General features: G+C 65.3%; 16 protein-coding genes and 2 pseudogenes (1 of these 18 cut by a window edge). 7 read left to right on the top strand and 11 right to left on the bottom strand.

The genetic code is table 11. From position 1 onward, the window contains the following. Window positions 1–44: 44 nt before the first annotated feature. From CI805_RS19595 to CI805_RS20980, 4 genes are read right to left on the bottom strand one after another with little or no spacing between them, the layout of a single operon-like run. Window positions 45–413 (bottom strand): putative quinol monooxygenase, encoded by a 369-nt coding sequence (locus CI805_RS19595; protein ID WP_260928406.1) that lies wholly within the window; start codon window positions 411–413, stop codon window positions 45–47. 11 nt (window positions 414–424) lie between these two features. After that, the gene (locus CI805_RS19590; RefSeq protein WP_260928405.1) at window positions 425–1,504 is read right to left on the bottom strand and encodes an alpha/beta fold hydrolase; all 1,080 of its coding nucleotides are present in this window, start codon (window positions 1,502–1,504) and stop codon (window positions 425–427) included. Further along, window positions 1,467–2,135, bottom strand: a complete 669-nt coding sequence (locus CI805_RS20985) for a hypothetical protein (protein WP_313958563.1) — start codon at window positions 2,133–2,135, stop codon at window positions 1,467–1,469. Before CI805_RS20985 ends, CI805_RS19590 begins: the two co-directional genes overlap by 38 nt. Next, complete coding sequence (locus CI805_RS20980; RefSeq protein ID WP_313958562.1) at window positions 2,054–2,566, bottom strand: hypothetical protein; 513 nt, start codon at window positions 2,564–2,566, stop codon at window positions 2,054–2,056. Before CI805_RS20980 ends, CI805_RS20985 begins: the two co-directional genes overlap by 82 nt. 129 nt (window positions 2,567–2,695) lie before the next feature. Here CI805_RS20980 and CI805_RS19580 point away from each other — a divergent pair, with 129 nt between their 5' ends. The 5 genes and pseudogenes from CI805_RS19580 to CI805_RS19560 form a co-directional block, all read left to right on the top strand. Further along, entirely contained in the window at window positions 2,696–3,805 is a 1,110-nt protein-coding gene (locus CI805_RS19580) for a LysR family transcriptional regulator (RefSeq protein WP_260928403.1), read from the top strand. A 9-nt stretch (window positions 3,806–3,814) separates the two neighbouring features. Next, window positions 3,815–5,038, top strand: a complete 1,224-nt coding sequence (locus CI805_RS19575) for a molybdopterin molybdotransferase MoeA (protein ID WP_260928401.1) — start codon at window positions 3,815–3,817, stop codon at window positions 5,036–5,038. A 46-nt stretch (window positions 5,039–5,084) separates the two neighbouring features. Then, complete coding sequence (locus CI805_RS19570) at window positions 5,085–5,774, top strand: M24 family metallopeptidase (RefSeq protein ID WP_260928399.1); 690 nt, start codon at window positions 5,085–5,087, stop codon at window positions 5,772–5,774. A gap of 2 nt (window positions 5,775–5,776) precedes the next feature. Beyond that, window positions 5,777–6,124 carry a gamma-glutamylcyclotransferase family protein gene (locus CI805_RS19565; protein WP_260928397.1) on the top strand — a complete coding sequence of 116 codons (348 nt, stop codon included), beginning with the start codon at window positions 5,777–5,779 and terminating at the stop codon, window positions 6,122–6,124. 248 nt (window positions 6,125–6,372) lie between these two features. Further along, window positions 6,373–8,441, top strand: a pseudogene (locus tag CI805_RS19560) (response regulator); the annotation flags it as partial. A gap of 9 nt (window positions 8,442–8,450) precedes the next feature. Here CI805_RS19560 and CI805_RS19555 read toward each other — a convergent pair. The 5 genes and pseudogenes from CI805_RS19555 to hutI form a co-directional block, all read right to left on the bottom strand. Continuing rightward, window positions 8,451–8,633 (bottom strand): hypothetical protein, encoded by a 183-nt coding sequence (locus CI805_RS19555; RefSeq protein ID WP_260928395.1) that lies wholly within the window; start codon window positions 8,631–8,633, stop codon window positions 8,451–8,453. Window positions 8,634–8,796: 163 nt separating this feature from the next. Then, on the bottom strand, window positions 8,797–10,464 hold the full coding sequence (hutU, locus tag CI805_RS19550) for a urocanate hydratase (RefSeq protein WP_260928393.1): 1,668 nt from the start codon (window positions 10,462–10,464) through the stop codon (window positions 8,797–8,799). A 1-nt stretch (window position 10,465) separates the two neighbouring features. Beyond that, complete coding sequence (gene hutG, locus CI805_RS19545) at window positions 10,466–11,278, bottom strand: N-formylglutamate deformylase (RefSeq protein ID WP_260929728.1); 813 nt, start codon at window positions 11,276–11,278, stop codon at window positions 10,466–10,468. A gap of 23 nt (window positions 11,279–11,301) precedes the next feature. After that, window positions 11,302–12,830, bottom strand: a pseudogene (gene hutH, locus CI805_RS19540) (histidine ammonia-lyase). Continuing rightward, entirely contained in the window at window positions 12,827–14,020 is a 1,194-nt protein-coding gene (gene hutI / locus CI805_RS19535) for an imidazolonepropionase (protein WP_260928391.1), read from the bottom strand. Before hutI ends, hutH begins: the two are co-directional and overlap by 4 nt. 91 nt (window positions 14,021–14,111) lie before the next feature. Here hutI and CI805_RS19530 point away from each other — a divergent pair, with 91 nt between their 5' ends. After that, window positions 14,112–15,491 (top strand): formimidoylglutamate deiminase, encoded by a 1,380-nt coding sequence (locus CI805_RS19530; protein WP_260928389.1) that lies wholly within the window; start codon window positions 14,112–14,114, stop codon window positions 15,489–15,491. Continuing rightward, window positions 15,488–16,219: a UTRA domain-containing protein gene (locus tag CI805_RS19525; protein WP_260928386.1), complete on the top strand. Its 732-nt coding sequence runs from the start codon at window positions 15,488–15,490 to the stop codon at window positions 16,217–16,219. Before CI805_RS19530 ends, CI805_RS19525 begins: the two co-directional genes overlap by 4 nt. A gap of 39 nt (window positions 16,220–16,258) precedes the next feature. On the opposite strand, the gene CI805_RS19520 is transcribed toward CI805_RS19525, so the two are convergent. Both CI805_RS19520 and CI805_RS19515 read right to left on the bottom strand, forming a co-directional pair. Further along, window positions 16,259–17,359, bottom strand: coding sequence for a VacJ family lipoprotein (locus CI805_RS19520; RefSeq protein WP_260928384.1), 1,101 nt, complete (start codon window positions 17,357–17,359; stop codon window positions 16,259–16,261). Window positions 17,360–17,515: 156 nt separating this feature from the next. Continuing rightward, window positions 17,516–18,317, bottom strand: partial view of an MFS transporter gene (locus tag CI805_RS19515; RefSeq protein WP_260928382.1) — the 3' portion only. 506 nt of this gene lie beyond the right edge of the window; 802 of the gene's 1,308 nt are visible here — the last part of the coding sequence; its start codon lies beyond the right edge, outside the window; it ends in the stop codon at window positions 17,516–17,518.

The raw sequence follows: 18,317 nt of genomic DNA, 5'->3' as shown, positions 1-18,317 counted from the left end.
ATAGTGGCGCGAAAGGGATTCGTCCAGAGCTCTCCTGCCCTGATCTATTCCGAAACCTCGGTGCCCGAACGTTCGTCCCAAGGGCTGCCGAGATGGGGGAACAGGGCTTGCCGGAAGCTGCGCACGGCGGACGAAGCAACGAAACGGGCATAGGCGCTGCGGCTGGCGAAGGTCTCGTCAAGAATGAAGTGATTGGCCGACCCATCCTGTGAGACGAGCGCGATGGAGACGACATCGGCATCGTGGCGGCTTTGCGCGACATAGGCCTTGAGCAGCGCTGTGCCGGGCACTTCGTCGCTGGGCATCAGGTCGACATTGACGATGGCACGGACGGGAGCATCGACGGTAGCCGGTGAAGCCGCAAGCGCGGGCGCGGAGAAAAGGGCTGTCACGAGAACGAGGGGCAGGCGCAAGGCGGTATCCTTCAGGCTTTCAGGAACTGGAGCAGTTCGGTGCGGAAGCGCTCCGGTGCTTCCAGATGCGGGACATGGCCAAGGCCGGGGAACGAGACGAAGCGGGCGGTCTTGAGATCGCCCATCGCGGCCTGTGCCGCTTCATGGATCGCGGGCATCCGGGCTCGGGCCTCTGGCGTGGCATAGCCGATCAACGGGGCAGAGTGGTCCTTCGTACCTGCCGTCAGCAGCACCGGCATTGTCAGAAGGGGATAGAGCGCACGCACCGGCTCGCGGTAGATCATCTGATACGTCAGTGCCGAGGCACGCGCGAAACGATCGAACTCGGCCGAAAGCGCCACGCGCATCCGCCAGGTCACGAAGCTCTCGTATTGCGCGGGAGGGAGCACCGGGAAGAAGTGCGCGATGAAGGCGCGATAGCTTTCGGTCGTATACTTGTACTCGGCGGCGACCAGTGTCTCGGTCGTTTGCGGGGCAATGAAGGCGCGGTAATCAACGAGGCCGATAGGGTCTTCCAGCACCAGTTGTTCCACCCGCTCGGGAAAGATCGCAGCGAGCCGTACCGCCAGCGCCCCGCCGGTCGAGTGGCCAAGCACCGTGATCTTGCCCAGCGAAAGCGCGTCGGCAAGCGCCATCGTGTTGCGGGCGAGCGTCTCGAACGAATAGGTAAGGTCGGGCTTGGCGGACTTGTTGAAGCCGATCTGATCTGGGACGATCACCCGGAAACCGGCCCCGCGCAGCCACCTTATCGGGCCGGCCCAATAGCTGCTGTCGAAATTCTTGCCGTGCAGCAGCACGATGGCGCGCCCGTTCGCTGCAGTGGTCGGCGCAAAGTCCATATAGGCCATGCGGACCGGCTGCCCATCCATCACCAGCGGCAGGAAGGCAACTGGCCCCGGATAGGCCCAGCCTTCGAGGCCGATGCCAAGCGCTTCGTCCGAGGGCGGCTGTGAGGACGATGGCCGGGCGAATGTCGCTTGCGGCAATATCCCCGCCGCCAGACCGGTGAGCGACGTGCCGAGCGCAGCGCGGCGGGTCAGATCGGGCATATTCTCAGGCATCCACCATTGCGGGATAGTCGGTGTAGCCATGCTCGCCGCCGCCGAACAGCGTGGCCCCGTCGAGTTCGGCCAATTCCGCGCCTCGCATCAGGCGTGCGGGCAGGTCCGGGTTCGCCACGAAGGGACGACCGAAAGCGATCAAGTCGGCATAGCCGTTGTCGAGGACCCAATCGGCCTTTGCCATGTCGTACTGCCCGGCGACGATGATCATGCCGCGAAAGCGCGCGCGCATGTCCTTGCGGAAATCCTCGGTGAACTCAGGCGCGTCGTCCCAGTCCGCCTCCACAAGGTGTAGATAGGCGATGCTTTTCGCCTGCAGGAAATCGGCTGCCTCCAGAAGCGTCGGCAGGATGTCCGGGCAGGCCATGCCGCGCGCGGTGAGGAACGGGGCGAGGCGGATCGCGGTGCGTTCCGGCCCGATCTCATCGGCGACGGCGTTCACGACTTCGCGCAGGAAACGCAGTCGGTTCTGGCGCGAACCGCCGTATTCGTCAGTGCGCAGGTTGGAACTGGTGCGCAGGAACTGGTCGATCAGGTAGCCGTTGGCGCCGTGCAGTTCGATGCCGTCGAAGCCCGCCGCTATCGCGTTGCGCGCGGCCTTGCGATAGTCCTCGGCGATGGCGCGGATTTCCACCGCTTCCAGCGCACGCGGGTGGGGCACGGCACCATCGCGCCTGCGCCCGTCACCGGATCGACTTTCCAGATCTCGCCCTCGAACGGGACAGCGGAAGGCGCGACGGGCAGCGCACCGTCATGAAAGTCGGGGTGCGACATGCGCCCGACATGCCAGAGCTGCGCGAAGATACGCCCGCCTTGCGCATGGACGGCATCGGTCACGAGCCGCCAACCCGCGATCTGAGCATCACTGTAGAGTCCCGGCGTGAAGGAATAGCCTTTGCCCTGCGGCGAGATCTGCGTGGCCTCGCTGACGATCAGCGCGGCGGAGGCGCGCTGGGCGTAATAGGTCGCGTTCATGGCATTCGGCACGTCACCGGGCTGGGTGCTGCGCGCGCGTGTCATCGGCGCCATCACGACGCGATGGGGCAAGGCCGTTCCGGCCAGCGCGGCAGGGGTGAACAGTTTGGAGGACATGCTGGAAGACATGGATCGAACTCCGCAAAAGGTCGTCGCAGGAAAGGGCTTAGGCTCCATCTAGGTCTTTCCGAATAATGGTGTATGGCCGAATATTTCCAGACACTCTTTCCAGATTGGAGAGAATAGATGCTCGATGACATGGCAGAACTGCGCACTTTCGTGCGGATCGCTACCGAAGGCAGTCTGTCGGCTGCCGCGCGACGGATGGGCGTGTCGTTGAGCCTTGTCAGCAAGCGGTTGGCAGCGCTGGAGGCGCGTACCCGTACGCTGCTGGTCGCGCGCAGTACGCGTCGACTGGCGTTGACGGACGAAGGCGCGCGCTTGTTCGAGCGGGTCCAGCGCATCCTTGCCGAAGTGGACGAGGCCGAGGCCGTACTCGCCCACGGACGGCTGGAGGTGCAGGGCCTGCTGCGCATCAGTGCGCCGGTTGCGTTGGGTAGGGCCCATGTCGCTCCGGTGTGTCGGGATCTGGCGCGGGATCATCCCGGCATTTCGATAGAACTGGTGCTGACCGATGCCGTTTCCGAACTGATCGACGAGGCTTTCGATGTCGCTATCCGCATCGGTGAGCCTGCGCAGCCGGGCCTCACCATGCGCAAGCTGGCGGAGAGCTACCGCGTTATCGTGGCCTCGCAGGCGTATCTCGACGAGAGGGGAATGCCGCAGGTTCCCGAGGATCTGCTTCATCACGATTGCCTGCATCAGGGTGTTGGCACGCACTGGCGGTTGACGGACAGGAACGGTCCCGAGGTCGTGCTGCCGGTTCGTTCGCGCCTGCGCTGCAACAATGGCGAGGTCTGGCACGACTGGGCGCTGGAGGGGGCAGGGCTGGCGATGAAATCATGGGTCGATGTCGCTGCTGATATCGAGGCGGGGCGATTGGTACGCGTACTGCCGGGTTGGTGCAGTCCGCCTGCGCCGGTCTGCGCACTGATGGTCTCGCGCTCGCTGATCCCGACGCGTCTGCGCGTGTTTCTGGAGGCGATGGCGACGCGTCTTCGCGCAGTCGAGGGGATTTTCCTTTTTCGGTCGCTGGAAATTGACAGTCGAAGGGTGGCAGGTGGACCGACGCAAGCGGGTGTGCTTCCGTGCGCCTTGTCGCTACGCTTCGCGGAGCGCTGCAGGGTGCGGTCTTTGAGGACATTGTCATCCCGACAGTCCTGCGTCGGCGTAATTGCCAAGTCGCAAAACAATGTTGCGATCAGTGCGATGGTCGTGACGGGTATGCAGGGCTAGAAGCATTGTATGGCAACGGTTCCAGAGATTCCCTGCGCGGCAAACATCGATTTCGATGGCGCACAGACGATGTTGCGCGCCAATGCGCATCCGTTGGGCATGGAATCCGTACGCCTTTCCAAGGCCGGGCGCCGTACCTTGGCCGAGCCGGTAGTGGCGCGCATCGATTCACCGAGGCGCGACAGTGCGGCGATGGATGGCTACGCGGTTCGCTCTGGCGATCTTTCTGGTAATGCCACACGCCTGACGCTGCAGGGTGAGAGCTTCGCTGGAAGCGCAATACCCTTGCCGCTTCTTTCCGGAACGGCGGTCGCCGTTTCCACCGGTGCGCCTATGCCAATGGGAGCCGATCGTGTCGTCATGCGCGAATTTGTGCGGGTGGAGGGCAGCGAGGTTGTTGTACCCTCCGCTCCGGGGAAAACGCATGTCCGTGTGCGGGGCAGCGATTTTACTTGTGGGCAGGTACTGTTGCAGCCCGGCACCCGGATCGATGCACGCACCATGCTGGTGGCCGCCGCAGCCGACCAGGAGCGCGTGACCGTATGGCGTCGGCCGCGCATCCATGTCTTGTGCAATGGTGATGAACTCGCGCGACCGGGCGACGCGTATCTGCGCGACGATGCGGTCCCGGACAGTCTGAGCGAAGCGCTGCTGCTGATGGCGCGGCAATGGGGAAGCAAGCCTTGCGGGATCTCCTGTGTCCCTGACAATGCGGATGCGTTGCGCCTGGCGAGCGAAAAGGCGTTACCGGAGGCAGACGTGCTGGTGATTGCGGGCGGCGCCTCGCAGGGGCGGCGCGACCACGCCCGTACTGCGCTGTTGCCGCTGGGGTTGGATCTGTTGTTTGCGGGGGTGGCGATGAAGCCTGCCAAACCCTTGTGGTACGGTCGCATCGGCACCGTGCATGTGCTTGGCCTGCCCGGTAATCCGACCGCAGCTCTGACCGCGGCGCGGCTGTTCCTTGCGCCTCTGGTAAGCGCGTTGGCAGGTGCAGGTTACGACCGTGCGTTGCGATGGTCTTCACTGCGAAGTCTGGAGAGTGCCGCTCCCGGTGGCGACCGCGACCAGTTCCTTTGCGGCCACTGGGACGAGGCGGAAGCAGGCGCGCGGATTATCGCGCGGCAGGAAGCCTCCGCGCAGATGATGCTCGCAACGGCAGATCTGCTGGTAGAGCGTCGTGCCGGGGCTCCGCTGGCGCCACAGGGTGCGATGCTGCGCTGTCTGCCGTTCTGAGCCACCGGTTCTTGCGTTCGGGGCAGCGACCTGCGCAAGAGACCCCATGACTGACGCCCAAGACGAATCGTTCGCCCAGCTGGTCGCTGCCGAAGCCCGTGGGCTTGCCTTGCTCGATGCCATCGAGGCTGCCGGTATCGTAGCGGCCGGGCGCAGCGAGATGGAGGTGGAGCGCGATATCTACACTATCGCCTCGCGCGATTTTGGCGTGACTGAACACTGGCACGACCGCGTCGTGCGCGCAGGTGTCAATACGCTGTGTGTCGCGGGCGAGAGCGCTCCCGATCGCGTGATCGAGACGGACGATATCGTGTTCCTCGATCTCGGCCCCGTCTTCGGGGACTGGGAAGCCGATGTCGGGCGCAGCTATGCAGTGGGCCATGACCCCGATAAGCATCGCCTCTGTGCCGATCTTCTGGTGACGTTCGATGTCGTGAAGGCGCGCTTCGAGGCAGACCCGAATATCACCGGCGCGCAGCTCTATGCGATCGCCCATGAAGAGGCCGAGGCGCGGGGCTGGCTGTTCGGCGGCAAGATCGCCGGGCATCTCGTGGGCGAGTTTCCTTATGCCCGCTCCCCCGGCGACAAGGATCGTCGCCGGATTAGCCCGGCAAACCTGTGGCCGATGCGCGACCCCGACGAGCAGGGGCGCCAACGGCACTGGATTCTCGAAATTCACCTCGCTTCCCGCGACCGCACTTTTGGCGGGTTCTACGAACGCCTGCTGGAGAGCTGAGCATGGTCGAAGCCGATATCCTGCTGTTCTCCTACGGCACGCTGCGCCAGCCCGACGTCCAGCGCGCGCTGTTCGGGCGGCTGGTGGAGGGGACGGCGGACGCGATGGTCGGCTGGCGCAGCCGGCTGATCGAGATCAGCGATCCCGAGGTGATCGCCAAGAGCGGCTCGCGCTGGCACCCGATGATCGAGCGCAGCGATGACCCTGCCGACGCGGTGGATGGAACGGTGTTCAGCATCACCGCTGCCGAGCTTGCCAGCGCGGATGCCTATGAGGTGGATTATGTACGGCGCCCGGTACTGCTGCGCTCTGGCGCGACGGCGTTCGTTTATGGCGATCCCGGAGAATAGCGCAGTACCGAAACTCCGGGCGCCAGATGTGACGATTTGATCTATGCGTTTCCCGTCAAGCGATCGGCACCTTCTGCTTGCCGGCGCGTTGATGGGCACCGGGCTGTTCCCGGACCTCAAATGCATTGGTTCATGACGTGTCTGAGCAGGATCTTTCGACGCTTTCCCGCGATAATCTGGAAAAGCTGGCCGCCGTCTGGCGCGATCGGGCCTTGCGTGGTGATGAGGCCGATCTTGCGAAGGAGGATGCCCAGACCCGCTATCGGGCCTTGTTCGAGGCGATCGACGATGGGTTCTGCATCATCGAATTCTTCGACGGGCCGTTCGGACCGCTCAGCGATTATGTCCATATCGAGGCGAACTCCGGCTATGAACGGCATACCGGGATTGCCGGGATCGTCGGCAGGACCTTGCGGCAACTGGCGCCTGACGAGGCCGAAGGATGGCTGGAACTTTACGGACAGGTGCTACGCTCCGGTGAGCCGCTGCGCTTCGAGCGCGATTTCGTCCTCGCCGGGCGCGTCATAGAAGTTTCGGCCAGACGTGTCGGGCCTGAAAGTAACCGGCAGGTATCGGTACTGTTCCGCGACATTACGGCACGCAAAGCGGCTGAGATCGCGTTGCAGGACAGCGAGAAGATCGCTCGCGAAAATATTCAGCGCGTCCAGCTGGCGCTGAGCGCCGGGGCAATCGTGGGAACCTGGATCTGGGATATTCCCCGCGACCATGTGACGGTTGACGAAGGGTTCGCCGGCGCATTCGGTTTCGATGCCGAGCAGGGACGCAAGGGCGTGACGATCGCCGAGGCCTTGCAGTCTGTCCATCAGGACGATCGCGACGGCCTGTGGGCGGCGATTGCCGATGCGGTGAAGACACAGACCTCCTATCGCCATCAATACCGCGCAGGAACAGAGGATGCGTATCGCTGGGTCGAAGCGGTCGGCCGTGTGGAAGTTGACGAAAACGGAGAGCCTGCCAGCTTTCAGGGCGTGCTGATCGATCTGGAGGATCGGCGAGCGATGGAAGAGGAGCGCGATCGCGTCGCGGCGGAACTGCGCGAACTGACCGAAACGCTGGAGCAGCAGGTGCAGGAGCGCAGCGCGGAACTGATACAAGCCGAGGAACAGCTGCGACAGGCGCAGAAGATGGAGGCGGTCGGCCAGCTGACGGGCGGCCTTGCGCATGATTTCAACAATCTGCTGGCAGGTATTTCCGGTTCGCTGGAAATGATCGGCACGCGCCTTGCGCAGGGGCGCTTTGCCGAGGTCGAGAAATATCTGGTCATGGCGCAGGGGGCGTCTCGGCGCGCAGCGGCGCTGACCCATCGCTTGCTTGCCTTTTCCCGCCGCCAGACGCTCGATCCCAGGCCGACCGACGTCAACGGCCTTATCGACGGCATGGCGGACCTTATCCGTCGGTCGGTGGGGCCGCATATCGCTGTCGAGTGCGTGGGCGCTGCGGGTCTGTGGCGGGCGCTCGTCGACGCGGGGCAACTGGAGAACGCGCTGCTCAATCTGTGTATCAATGCCCGCGATGCCATGCCTGACGGCGGGACGATCACCATAGAGACCGCGAACCGATGGTTCGATGCCCGCGCTGCCGAGATGCACGATGTTCCGCCGGGCCAGTACCTGTCGGTCTGCGTCACCGATACGGGTGTGGGCATGACCGCCGATGTCGCGGCCAAGGCTTTCGACCCGTTCTTCACCACGAAGCCGCTGGGGCAGGGCACCGGTTTGGGTCTGTCGATGATCTACGGTTTCGCCCGGCAGTCGGGGGGCATGCGCGGATATATACGGAAGAAGGTGAAGGAACGACGGTGTGCATCTATCTGCCCCGGTTCCTGCCGTCCTCAGACGTGGCGCCTGCCGTCAGTGAAACTGCCGCACCGGGCGGCGAGATCGCTTCCGATGCCCGTACCGTCCTGGTGGTCGACGACGAGCCGCTCATCCGCATGCTGGTGGTGACGGCTCTGGAGGATATGGGCTTTTCCGTGCTGGAGGCTGATGATGCGGCATCGGCGCTGCGGATGCTTCGATCCGATCTGGCAATCGATCTTCTCGTCAGCGATGTGGGGCTGCCCGGCGGGATGAACGGGCGCCAGCTGGCGGACGCTGCGCGAGAGATCCATGCCGACCTCCCGGTGCTGTTTATCACTGGCTATGCCGAGAACTCCGTGATCGGACGCGGGGCTCTCGATACCGGGATGCAGGTTCTGACCAAGCCCTTCGCGATCGGTGATCTGTCTCGGCGCGTCGGCGCCTTGCTGGCGAACCTGCCAATGCGCGACGACGACGGTGCCGATACCGGAGGCTGACCCTAGGGCCTAGTTCGGCAGCGGGGTCGCAGTGACGTTCACCTTCGATAGCACGAAAGGCCGGTCCGCCGAACCTGTCGCGGGCGTGGTGGATGCTTGGCTCTGATGTGTGGCTGGAGCGCTCGCGCCGACCCCGGTGAAGATCGTCGATGCGCTCGCCAGTGCCGCTGCCATGCTGAGAACCCGGACCATTCGCTTTGCCGCCTTTCAAGGAACTGATGAAAGCGCAATAGGCCGGCGTTGTCGCAGGGCTTTGCCGAGGTCTTGTCCGATTGTCCGAAAGTGTCGCGAGGAAGGCAGGTTTCGCGAAGACGCTGCGAGGCTTTAGCATTCGTAGCAGCCTTCGCGATGATCCTCAGGGCAGGATGCCGGGCAGGTCGAGCCCCTTTTCCATCGCGCAGTCACGGGCGATGTCATAGCCCGCATCGGCATGGCGCATGACGCCGGTGGCGGGGTCGTTCCACAGCACGCGTTCAAGCCGTGCGGCAGCTTCCTGCGTGCCATCCGCGACGATCACCATGCCCGAATGCTGCGAATAGCCCATGCCGACACCGCCGCCATGGTGGAGCGACACCCATGTCGCGCCGCTTGCCGTGTTGAGCAGGGCGTTGAGCAGCGGCCAGTCCGAAACCGCGTCCGAACCGTCGCGCATCGCCTCGGTCTCGCGATTGGGGGAGGCGACGGAGCCGCTGTCGAGGTGGTCGCGACCGATGACGACCGGGGCCTTGAGTTCACCGCTCGCGACCATCTCGTTGAAGGCGAGGCCGAGGCGGTGGCGATCGCCCAGACCCACCCAGCAGATACGCGCGGGCAGGCCCTGAAAGTGGATCCTCTCGCGCGCCATGTCGAGCCAGTTGTGCAGGTGTGCGTTGTCGGGCAGCAGTTCCTTCACCTTGGCGTCGGTCTTGTAGATGTCCTCGGGATCGCCCGAGAGCGCGGCCCAGCGGAACGGCCCCACGCCCCGGCAGAACAGCGGGCGGATATAGGCGGGCACGAAGCCGGGGAAGTCGAAGGCGTTCGCCACGCCTTCGTCCAGCGCGACCTGGCGGATGTTGTTGCCGTAGTCGGTGGTGGGCACGCCCGCCGCCTGAAAGTCCAGCATCGCGCGGACGTGCTGCGCCATAGATGCCTTGGCGGCCTTTGCGACCGCTTCGGGGTCGCGCTCGCGCCGTTCGATCCATTCGGCCACGGTCCAGCCTGCCGGGAGGTAGCCGTTGACCGGATCGTGGGCGCTGGTCTGGTCGGTCAGCAGGTCCGGGCGGATGCCGCGCGCGAAGATCTCGGGCAGCAATTCCGCCGCATTGCCCAGCAGGCCGACCGAGATGGGCGTGCCATCCGCCTTCGCCTGATCGAGGATCGCCATGGCTTCCTCGATGGTGGTCGCCGACTTGTCGAGATAGCCGGTGCGCAGGCGCATCTCGATCCGGCTGGGCTGGCACTCGATCGCAAGGCACGATGCGCCCGCCATCACTGCCGCCAGCGGCTGCGCGCCGCCCATGCCGCCAAGGCCCGCCGTCAGCAGCCATTTGCCCGAAAGGTCGCCGTCGTGGTGCTGGCGGCCCATTTCCACGAAAGTCTCGTAGGTGCCCTGCACGATGCCCTGCGTGCCGATGTAGATCCACGATCCGGCGGTCATCTGCCCGTACATGGCCAGACCGCGCCTATCGAGGTCGTTGAAATGCTCCCAGTTTGCCCAGTGCGGTACAAGATTGGAGTTGGCGATCAGCACGCGCGGCGCATCGGCATGAGTGCGGAACACGCCCACCGGCTTGCCCGACTGGACCAGCAGCGTTTCGTCGGTGTTCAGGCGGCGGAGCGTCTCGATGATCCTGTCGTAGCTTTCCCAGTCGCGCGCGGCGCGGCCGATTCCGCCGTAGACGACCAGTTCCTCCGGGCGCTCGGCCACATCGGGGTGGAGGTTGTTCATCAGCATGCGCAAGGGCGCTTCGGTGAGCCAGCTTTTCGCAGAGAGCGTCGTGCCGGTGGCAGGCTTGATGACGCGGGTGTTGTCGATGCGGGTCATGTCAGGCGTCCTCGGCGGTGAAGGCCAGCGCGGCCTTCAGGATGTGCGAAAGGGTTTCGGTGAGCGGCGCGGCGCGGGCCGGATCGAACGGCGGCGGCCAGTTGGCCTGCGTCGGCGTATCGGGTTCGTCCATGTAGCCCCGGATGGCGAGCTCCATCTGGATGGCGTGGACGCCCTTGTCGGGCGCCCCGTAGTGCCGCGTGGACCAGCCGCCCCGGAAGCGTCCGTCGAGGACATGGCTCTCGCCCGAGGCCGCACAGATGGCCTGAACTTTCGCAGCGAGGGCAGGGTCGCAGGTCGTGCCGCCGTTGGTGCCGATATTGAACTGCGGCAGTTCCCCGTCGAACAGGCGCGGCACCCGGCTGCGGATCGAGTGGGCATCGTAGAGGACCACGCGGGCGTGCCGGGTGCGCAGCCGCGCGATCTGGGCCGTCAGCGCGGCGTGATAGGGATCGAACCAGCGGGTGCGGCGGCGGGCGATCTCGGCCTCGTCGGGCGCACTGTCTTTATAGAGCGGCTCGCCGTCGAACGTGGTCGTCGGGCACAGTTCGGTCGTCGCCTGCCCCGGATAGAGCGAGGCGCCCGACGGATCGCGGTTGAGGTCGATCACGCTGCGCGAAATGCGGGTGCTGACCAGCGTGGCGCCCAGATCGGCGGCGAAGGCGTAGAGATCGTCAACCCACCAGTCGGCATCGCGCCGCGCCAGCCATGGCGAGCGGAAGCGACCCTCCACGTCGGCAAGGTCCGTGCCGACGTGGGGAAAGGCGATCACCAGCGGCGCGTCGCCCTCGGTGACGGTCAGCCAGTCGCTCACGCGATGCGCTTCATGATTGTCGCTCACGCGACGCCGGGAAGCATATCGGCTGCCGGGGCGATCAGGGCGCCCGAGCGGATGAGCAGGTTCGCCGCTTCCATGTCCGGGTGGAAATGGCGGTCGTCGTCCAGCGTCGGCACCTGTTCGCGCAAGATCGCGCGGGCGGCTTCCAGCGCCGTGCTGGAGGCGAGCGGGGCGTGGAAATCGCACCCTTGCGCGGCGGCGAGCAGTTCGATCCCCAGCACCGCGCCGGCATTCGCGGTCATGTCCAGCAGGCGGCGCGCGCCGTGCGCGGCCATCGAGACATGGTCCTCCTGATTGGCGGAGGTGGGGATGGAATCGACGCTGGCCGGATAGGCGCGCTGCTTGTTCTCGCTGACCAGCGCGGCGGCGGTCACTTGCGGGATCATGAACCCGGAATTGAGCCCCGGTCGCGGTGTCAGGAATGCAGGCAGGCTGGAGAGGGCGGGATCGACCAGCATCGCGATCCGGCGCTCGGCGATCGAGCCGATCTCGCACACCGCCATGGCGATCATGTCCGCCGCGAAGGCCACCGGCTCGGCATGGAAATTGCCGCCCGACAGCGCCTCGTCGGTTTCCGGAAAGATCAGCGGGTTGTCGGAAACGCCGTTGGCCTCGATCTCCAGCGTCGCGGCGGCCTGACGCAGCACGTCGAGCGCGGCGCCCATGACCTGCGGCTGGCAGCGCAGGCAGTAGGGGTCCTGCACGCGCGCATCGTGATCGAGATGGCTCGCCCGGATCGCACTGCCCGCCATCAGCGCACGGAGCGCCTCGGCAACCTCGATCTGCCCGCGATGGCGGCGCAGGTGATGGATGCGCGGATCGAACGGCGTGTCCGATCCCTTTGCCGCCTCGGTGGACAGCGCGCCGGTGACGAGCGCCGAGCGGAACAGCAGTTCGGCCTCGAACAGACCCGCCAGCGCGTTCGCGGTCGAGAACTGGGTGCCGTTCAGCAGCGCCAGACCCTCCTTAGGTCCCAGTTCCGTCGGTTTCAGGCCTGCTCTGTTCAACCCTTCCAGCGCGGAGAGCCGCTCCCCTTTCCAGAAGACCTCGCCCACGCCGATCATCGTTGCGGCCATGTGGGATAGCGGCGCAAGATCGCCGCTGGCGCCGACCGAGCCCTGGCTCGGCACCACCGGGGTCAGACCCTTGTCCAGCATCGCCTCCAGCAGGGCGACCGTTTCCGGGCGCACGCCCGAGGCACCCTGCGCCAGACTGGCAAGCTTCAGCGCCATCATCAGGCGGATCACCGGCACCGGCGAAGGCTCACCCGTGCCCGCCGCGTGGCTGAGCACGATATTGCGCTGAAGCGTCGCCAGATCCTCGTCGCCGATGCGCACGCTGGCCAGCTTCCCGAACCCGGTGTTGATCCCGTAAACCGGCTCTCCTCTGGCCAGAATGCGCGAGACGGCGGCGACGCTCTGCGCGATGCGGTCGGCACAGGCGGGTCGAGTTGCACCACAGCCCCGCGATAGACGGCGCGCCACTTGGCAAGCGTCACGTGGCCGGGGCTGAGCAGGACGGTCTTCATTTTCCACTCCAGATACGGGCATGGAGCGGATTGAACCCCATGCGATAGACGAGTTCGGCGGGGCTATCGATGTCCCAGATGGCGAGGTCGCAGCGCTTGCCCGCCTCCAGCGTGCCGCGATCGGCCAGCCCCAGGGCGCGCGCGGCATTGCGGGTGACACCGGCAAGGCATTCGCTGACGGTGAGGCGGAACAAGGTCGCCCCCATGTTCATCGCCAGCAGCAGCGAGGTGAGCGGCGAGGTGCCGGGATTGCAGTCGGTCGCCAGGGCGATCGGCACACCGGAAGCGCGCAGGGCCGCGACGGGTGGCGCCTGCGTTTCGCGGCAGAAGTAGAAGGCGCCCGGAAGCAGGGTGGCGACCGTGCCCGAAGCCGCCATCGCGGCGATGCCCGCCTCGTCCAGATGTTCGAGGTGGTCGGCGGACAGCGCCTCGTGCCGTGCGGCGAGCGCGGCACCATGGAGGTTGGACAGCTGCTCGGCATGGAGCTTGACCGGCAGACCGTGGCGGGCTGCGGCGGCAAACACCCGTGCGGTCTGCTCCGGGGTGAAGCCGATGCCCTCGCAGAAGGCATCCACGGCATCGGCCAGACTTTCGCTGGCGACGGTGGGCAGCATGACCTTGCACAGATGGTCGATGTAGCCATCGGCATCACCGGCGAACTCGGGCGACAGGGCATGGGCGCCGAGGAATGTGGTCGCGATGGACACCGCGCGTTCGGTGCCCAGACGGCGGGCGGCGCGCAGCATCCGCAGTTCGGTTTCGAGATCGAGGCCGTAGCCCGATTTTACTTCCACCGTCGTCGCGCCCTCGGCGATCAGCGCGTCGAGCCGGGGCAGGGCAGAGGCGACGAGCGCGTCCTCGCTGGCGGCGCGGGTGGCGCGCATGGTGGAGACGATGCCGCCGCCCGCGCGGGCGATCTCTTCGTAGGAGGCCCCGTTCAGGCGCATCTCGAACTCGCTGGCCCGGTGACCGCCATGGACCAGATGCGTGTGGCAATCGATCAGGCCCGGCGTGATCCAGCGTCCATCGCAGGCAACGATCCGCTCGGCTTCAAGCACAGGTGCCTCGTCGGCAGCGCCTGCAAAGACGATCCGGCCATCTCGGGAGGCGATTACGCCGTCATCGATAGCGCCCATCCCGTCACGCATGGTGGCGAGCCGCGCGTCCTTCCAGATGGTGTCGCAATGCATGACCGAATCCCCAGCGATGGCGGCAGGACACCGTGATTGCATCGATCGGTTTTAATGTATAGACAAAAAATCGGAACAAGGGAGCGCGATCATGCCGGAGCAGGTCTGCACAGCGCAGCGTGCGCTGTTTTTCGAACATTGCCTGCTGTCTGAAGGCTGGGCGCGAAACGTCCGGCTGACCTTGCGCGACGGGGTGATTGCGTCCGTGGAGGCAGGCGTGTCGGCGCGCCTTTCGGACGAGCGGCATGCCTGCGCGGTGCCGGGGATGCCCAATCTGCATAGCCATGCCTTCCAGCGCGGGATGGCGGGGCTGGCCGAGCGGCGCGGGGCGTCCAGCGACAGCTTCTGGACCTGGCGCGAGATCATGTACCGCTTCGTTGACCGCATGACGCCCGACGACGTGCAGGCCCTTGCCGCGATGGCCTATGTCGAGATGCTGGAGACAGGCTTCACGCGTGTCGGCGAATTCCACTACCTTCACCATGATCGGGACGGGCGCCCTTATGCCGATCCTGCGGCAATGAGCGGCGCGGTTATCGCGGCGGCTGCCGAAACCGGGATCGGCATGACGCTGCTTCCGGTCCTTTACCGCTATGGAGGCTTTGGCGCCCGACCGCCGGGGCTCGCGCAGGCGCGCTTCCTCAACGATATCGATGGTTATGTCCGGCTGCTTGAAGGCGCGGAAGCGCACGCGCGCAGCCTGCCCGACCCGGTGATCGGCGTTGCGCCGCACAGCCTCAGGGCCGTTTCGCCTGACCAGCTGGCGGACATGGCAGCACTGGCGAAAGGGCGTCCGGTTCACATCCATATTGCCGAACAGGAAAAGGAAGTTGCCGATTGCCTCGGCTGGTCGGGCCAGCGGCCCGTCGAATGGCTGCTCGCCCATGCCGAGGTTGGCGCGAACTGGTGCCTTGTCCACGCCACGCATATGACCGAGGCAGAGACCCTGGCACTGGCGCGCAGCGGTGCGATTGCGGGGCTTTGCCCGATAACGGAGGCCAATCTCGGGGATGGCCTGTTCCCGGCGCAGGACTTTCTCGCTGCCGGGGGGCGCTATGGAATCGGCAGCGATTCCAATGTGCTCATAGACTGCGCCGAAGAGCTGCGCCTGCTCGAATATGGGCAGCGTCTGGTGCACCGGGCGCGCAACGTCATGGCGACGGGAAGCGGGCGTTCGACCGGGGCGGACCTTTATGCTGCGGCGCTCGATGGAGGCGGCGCAGCGCTGGGTAGGACCGGGGGGATTGCGGTGGGGCATGGCGCCGACCTGGTCAGCTTGCGGCTCGATCACCCCTCGATGGCCCATCGGGAAGGGGATGCGATTATGGACAGCTTTGTCTTCGCGGGCGGCCGCGCGGCCATTGACTGCGTATGGCGCCATGGTGAGAAAGTGGTCGTCAACGGGCGACACCGCCTGCGCGAGAGTGTGGAGAAGGTCTATGTCCGAGTGCTGGAGGCCCTGATCGCGTGACCGTGCCGCCGGGCCTGCCCTTGCATGAGCGCATTCGCTCGGACTTCGAACAGCGTATCCTTGCCGGAGACCTGGCGCCGGGCGACCGGCTGCCGACCGAGCAGGCAGTGATGCAGGTCTATGGCTGTTCGCGGATGACGGTGAACAAGGCCTTGTCCGCGCTGGCGACCGCCGGGCTGATCGACCGGCGAAAGAAGGCCGGAACGTTCGTCGCCCGCCCTCGCGTGCATTCGATGGTGCTCGATGTGCCCGACATCGCCGCACAGGTGCGCGAGCGCGGCCAGAGCTATGCCTACCGGTCGATCCGGCGCAGGACCCGTCCGGCTGGAGAGGGCGAGGACGAGGAAGCCCTTCTGGCGGGAAAAGGCAGCCTGATCGAGATCGACGGACTGCACATGGCTGACGGAAAAGCCCTGTGCATCGAGTTCCGCCTGGTCAGCGCGCTGGCCGTTCCTGCGCTGGCCGAGGCCGATTTCGCAACCGATCCGCCGGGCACATGGCTGCTCCGGCATGTGCCCTGGACAGAAGCGGAGACGCGCATTTCCGCCGTCGCGGCAACCCGGCAGGAAGCCGAGTGGCTGGGGGTGGCAGCAGGCGTGTCATGCCTCTGTGTGGAGCGTCGGACGTGGCGGGGCGCAGAGCGGATTACCACGGTTCGCCAGCTGTTTCTGGGGGAGGCCTACGATATGGTGGCGCGCTTCGGGCCTGCCCAGAGCGCGCTGTCCTGACAGGTCATCACCGTCCCGTCAGCACGGCGCGGCGATCGTTCAGGGCGTGCCCGATGATGACAGCGACGGCGCGGTTGCCGGGGGCACCGATACCTGAGGTGTTCCCGAGACGGGGGCTTCAGGCGCAGGCGCTGCCGGAGTGAGGCCGGAGGAGCCGGGGATCGAAACCTGCGGCGCGGCATCCGGGCTGCCGGGTGCGGCGTTCTTGTCCACGTGCGGCGCTATCGGGGGCAGTACCGGATCGGGGATGCCCTTACGCGCGCGCCAGGCCGCGCTGTGCAGGGCGTTGACTTCGGCCTGCCTGCGCTTGAGGTAGAAATCGCGCGTGGCGACATAGGGATCGGTGGCCGCGCGCTGGGCGTCGATCTGCTCGTCGAAGGCGACACGGTCGTTCAACGCCTTCACGGTCCCTGTGCCAAGGCTGTAGACGGGCGTATTGAACGGCTTGCCGATGACGGTGGGCAGTACCGAAAGGTCGAGGATGCGCCCGATCAGATCGCGGACTGTCGTAGGCCCGATGATCGGCAGGAACAGGTAAGCGCCGTTTTTCACGCCGTGATAGGCGAAGGTGTTGGCAAAGCCGTTCTCGCGATAGGGCAGGTGGAACGGCTTGCGCTTGGCCATGTCGAACAATCCGGCCACGCCGATGGTGCTGTTGATGGCGAAACGCCCCGCCGTCTCCATCGCCTTGCCCGGCTTGAATTGCAGCAGGTAGTTGATGAAGACCACCGGCTCGGCAAGATTGATCAGGAAATTGCGCAAGCCGTTGCGGACCGGTTTGGGGACGACCTTTTCATACCCTCCCGCAACCGGGGCGACGATCGCCTTGTCGACCGCCTGCACCGCATCGAAGCTGGCCGCGTTCAGGCCCGACAGCGGATCGGCGCGGACATGACGCTGGTTTCGCGTCACGACGATCTCGCCAGTGCCTTCCGCCCCGGATATCGTTCCGGCTGGTGCAGGCGGCAAACCATCCTGAAGGGTGAGTTGCGCGAAAGTCTGAGGCAGGCCCGAACTGCCGACCGGGGCAGTTTGCCTGTTCGGGTAACGTTGCGGCAGAACGAGCGCAAGGGAGGGTGGCGCTGGAGAGGCTGCCGCTTCGTCTGCGGGCAGTGGCAGTGAACCGGGCTGGCTCAGCATGATGGCCAGAGGAATTAATGATACCGACACCCGAACTCGCTCCTGCCTCGGGCCGCTGTTTGCGGTTGCCCCCCGGATTCGCCAAGCATGGGGGATAGGTTGCTAGGTGTCGATACCGAAGCGCTGGTCTATTTCGAGATTCAGCAGGCGCAGGCGTCAGTCCGTCTTATCGTTCATGTGGTTGGCGCTGCGCCGGCTGATCCAGAGATATGCTGCAATGGATATGCCGATCATGAAAGTGACATACCAGTAGAAGCCGGCTTCGTACCCTTTGTCCTTGAACAGGAGGGCTACATATTCGGCGGTTCCACCGAACAGCGTATTGGCCAGCGCATAAGGCAGCGCGACGCCAAGGGTGCGGATGCGTGCCGGGAACAGTTCGGCTTTCACCACTGCATTGATCGAGGTATAGCCGGTGACGATCACTAACCCTGCCATGACAAGAAGAAAGGCATGGGTTGCGGTCTGGGCTGTTTCCAATCCTCTGAACAGGGGCACGGTACAGGACACGCCCATGAGGCCGAAGGCGATCAGCAGGGGCTTGCGGCCGATCTTGTCGGATAGCCATCCGGCAACCGGCTGGAGCAGCATGTAGACAAACAAGGCTGCCGCCATGATCCCTGTCGCGCTCTGGCGGCTGAACCCGGCGCTGTTGACCAGGAACTTCTGCATATATGTGGAATAGGCATAGAACGCGAGCGTGCCACCTGCGGTCAGTGCCAGAACAACGATGATCTGGTGGGCATGCTCGCGGATCAGTTGGGTTCCGCTACTTTTTTCAGCTGTGATCTGCGACTGTGCAAGGGCTTCAAAGTCCGGCGTCTCCGCCATGGAGCGCCGCATATGGAATACGCCTATGGCCAGCAGACTGCCTACGGCGAACGGAATGCGCCAGCCCCAGGTCTCCAACTGAGCCTCGCTCAACAGCGCTTGTAGAAGAAGCAGTACGCACAGGGCG

The organism is Novosphingobium sp. 9, assembly GCF_025340265.1.
Classification (GTDB): domain Bacteria; phylum Pseudomonadota; class Alphaproteobacteria; order Sphingomonadales; family Sphingomonadaceae; genus Novosphingobium.
The sequence above is the reverse complement of the archived record's forward strand: the minus strand, read 5'-3'. Positions and strand labels throughout refer to the sequence as shown.

Coding starts and splice junctions, on each gene's coding strand:
- CI805_RS19590 (WP_260928405.1), bottom strand. CDS start 1,504: ATGGCTACACCGACTATCCCGCAATGGTGGATGCCTGAGAATATGCCC.
- CI805_RS20980 (WP_313958562.1), bottom strand. CDS start 2,566: ATGTCCTCCAAACTGTTCACCCCTGCCGCGCTGGCCGGAACGGCCTTG.
- CI805_RS19580 (WP_260928403.1), top strand. CDS start 2,696: ATGCTCGATGACATGGCAGAACTGCGCACTTTCGTGCGGATCGCTACC.
- CI805_RS19575 (WP_260928401.1), top strand. CDS start 3,815: ATGGCAACGGTTCCAGAGATTCCCTGCGCGGCAAACATCGATTTCGAT.
- CI805_RS19570 (WP_260928399.1), top strand. CDS start 5,085: ATGACTGACGCCCAAGACGAATCGTTCGCCCAGCTGGTCGCTGCCGAA.
- CI805_RS19565 (WP_260928397.1), top strand. CDS start 5,777: ATGGTCGAAGCCGATATCCTGCTGTTCTCCTACGGCACGCTGCGCCAG.
- CI805_RS19555 (WP_260928395.1), bottom strand. CDS start 8,633: ATGGTCCGGGTTCTCAGCATGGCAGCGGCACTGGCGAGCGCATCGACG.
- hutU (WP_260928393.1), bottom strand. CDS start 10,464: ATGACCCGCATCGACAACACCCGCGTCATCAAGCCTGCCACCGGCACG.
- hutI (WP_260928391.1), bottom strand. CDS start 14,020: ATGCATTGCGACACCATCTGGAAGGACGCGCGGCTCGCCACCATGCGT.
- CI805_RS19530 (WP_260928389.1), top strand. CDS start 14,112: ATGCCGGAGCAGGTCTGCACAGCGCAGCGTGCGCTGTTTTTCGAACAT.
- CI805_RS19520 (WP_260928384.1), bottom strand. CDS start 17,359: ATGCTGAGCCAGCCCGGTTCACTGCCACTGCCCGCAGACGAAGCGGCA.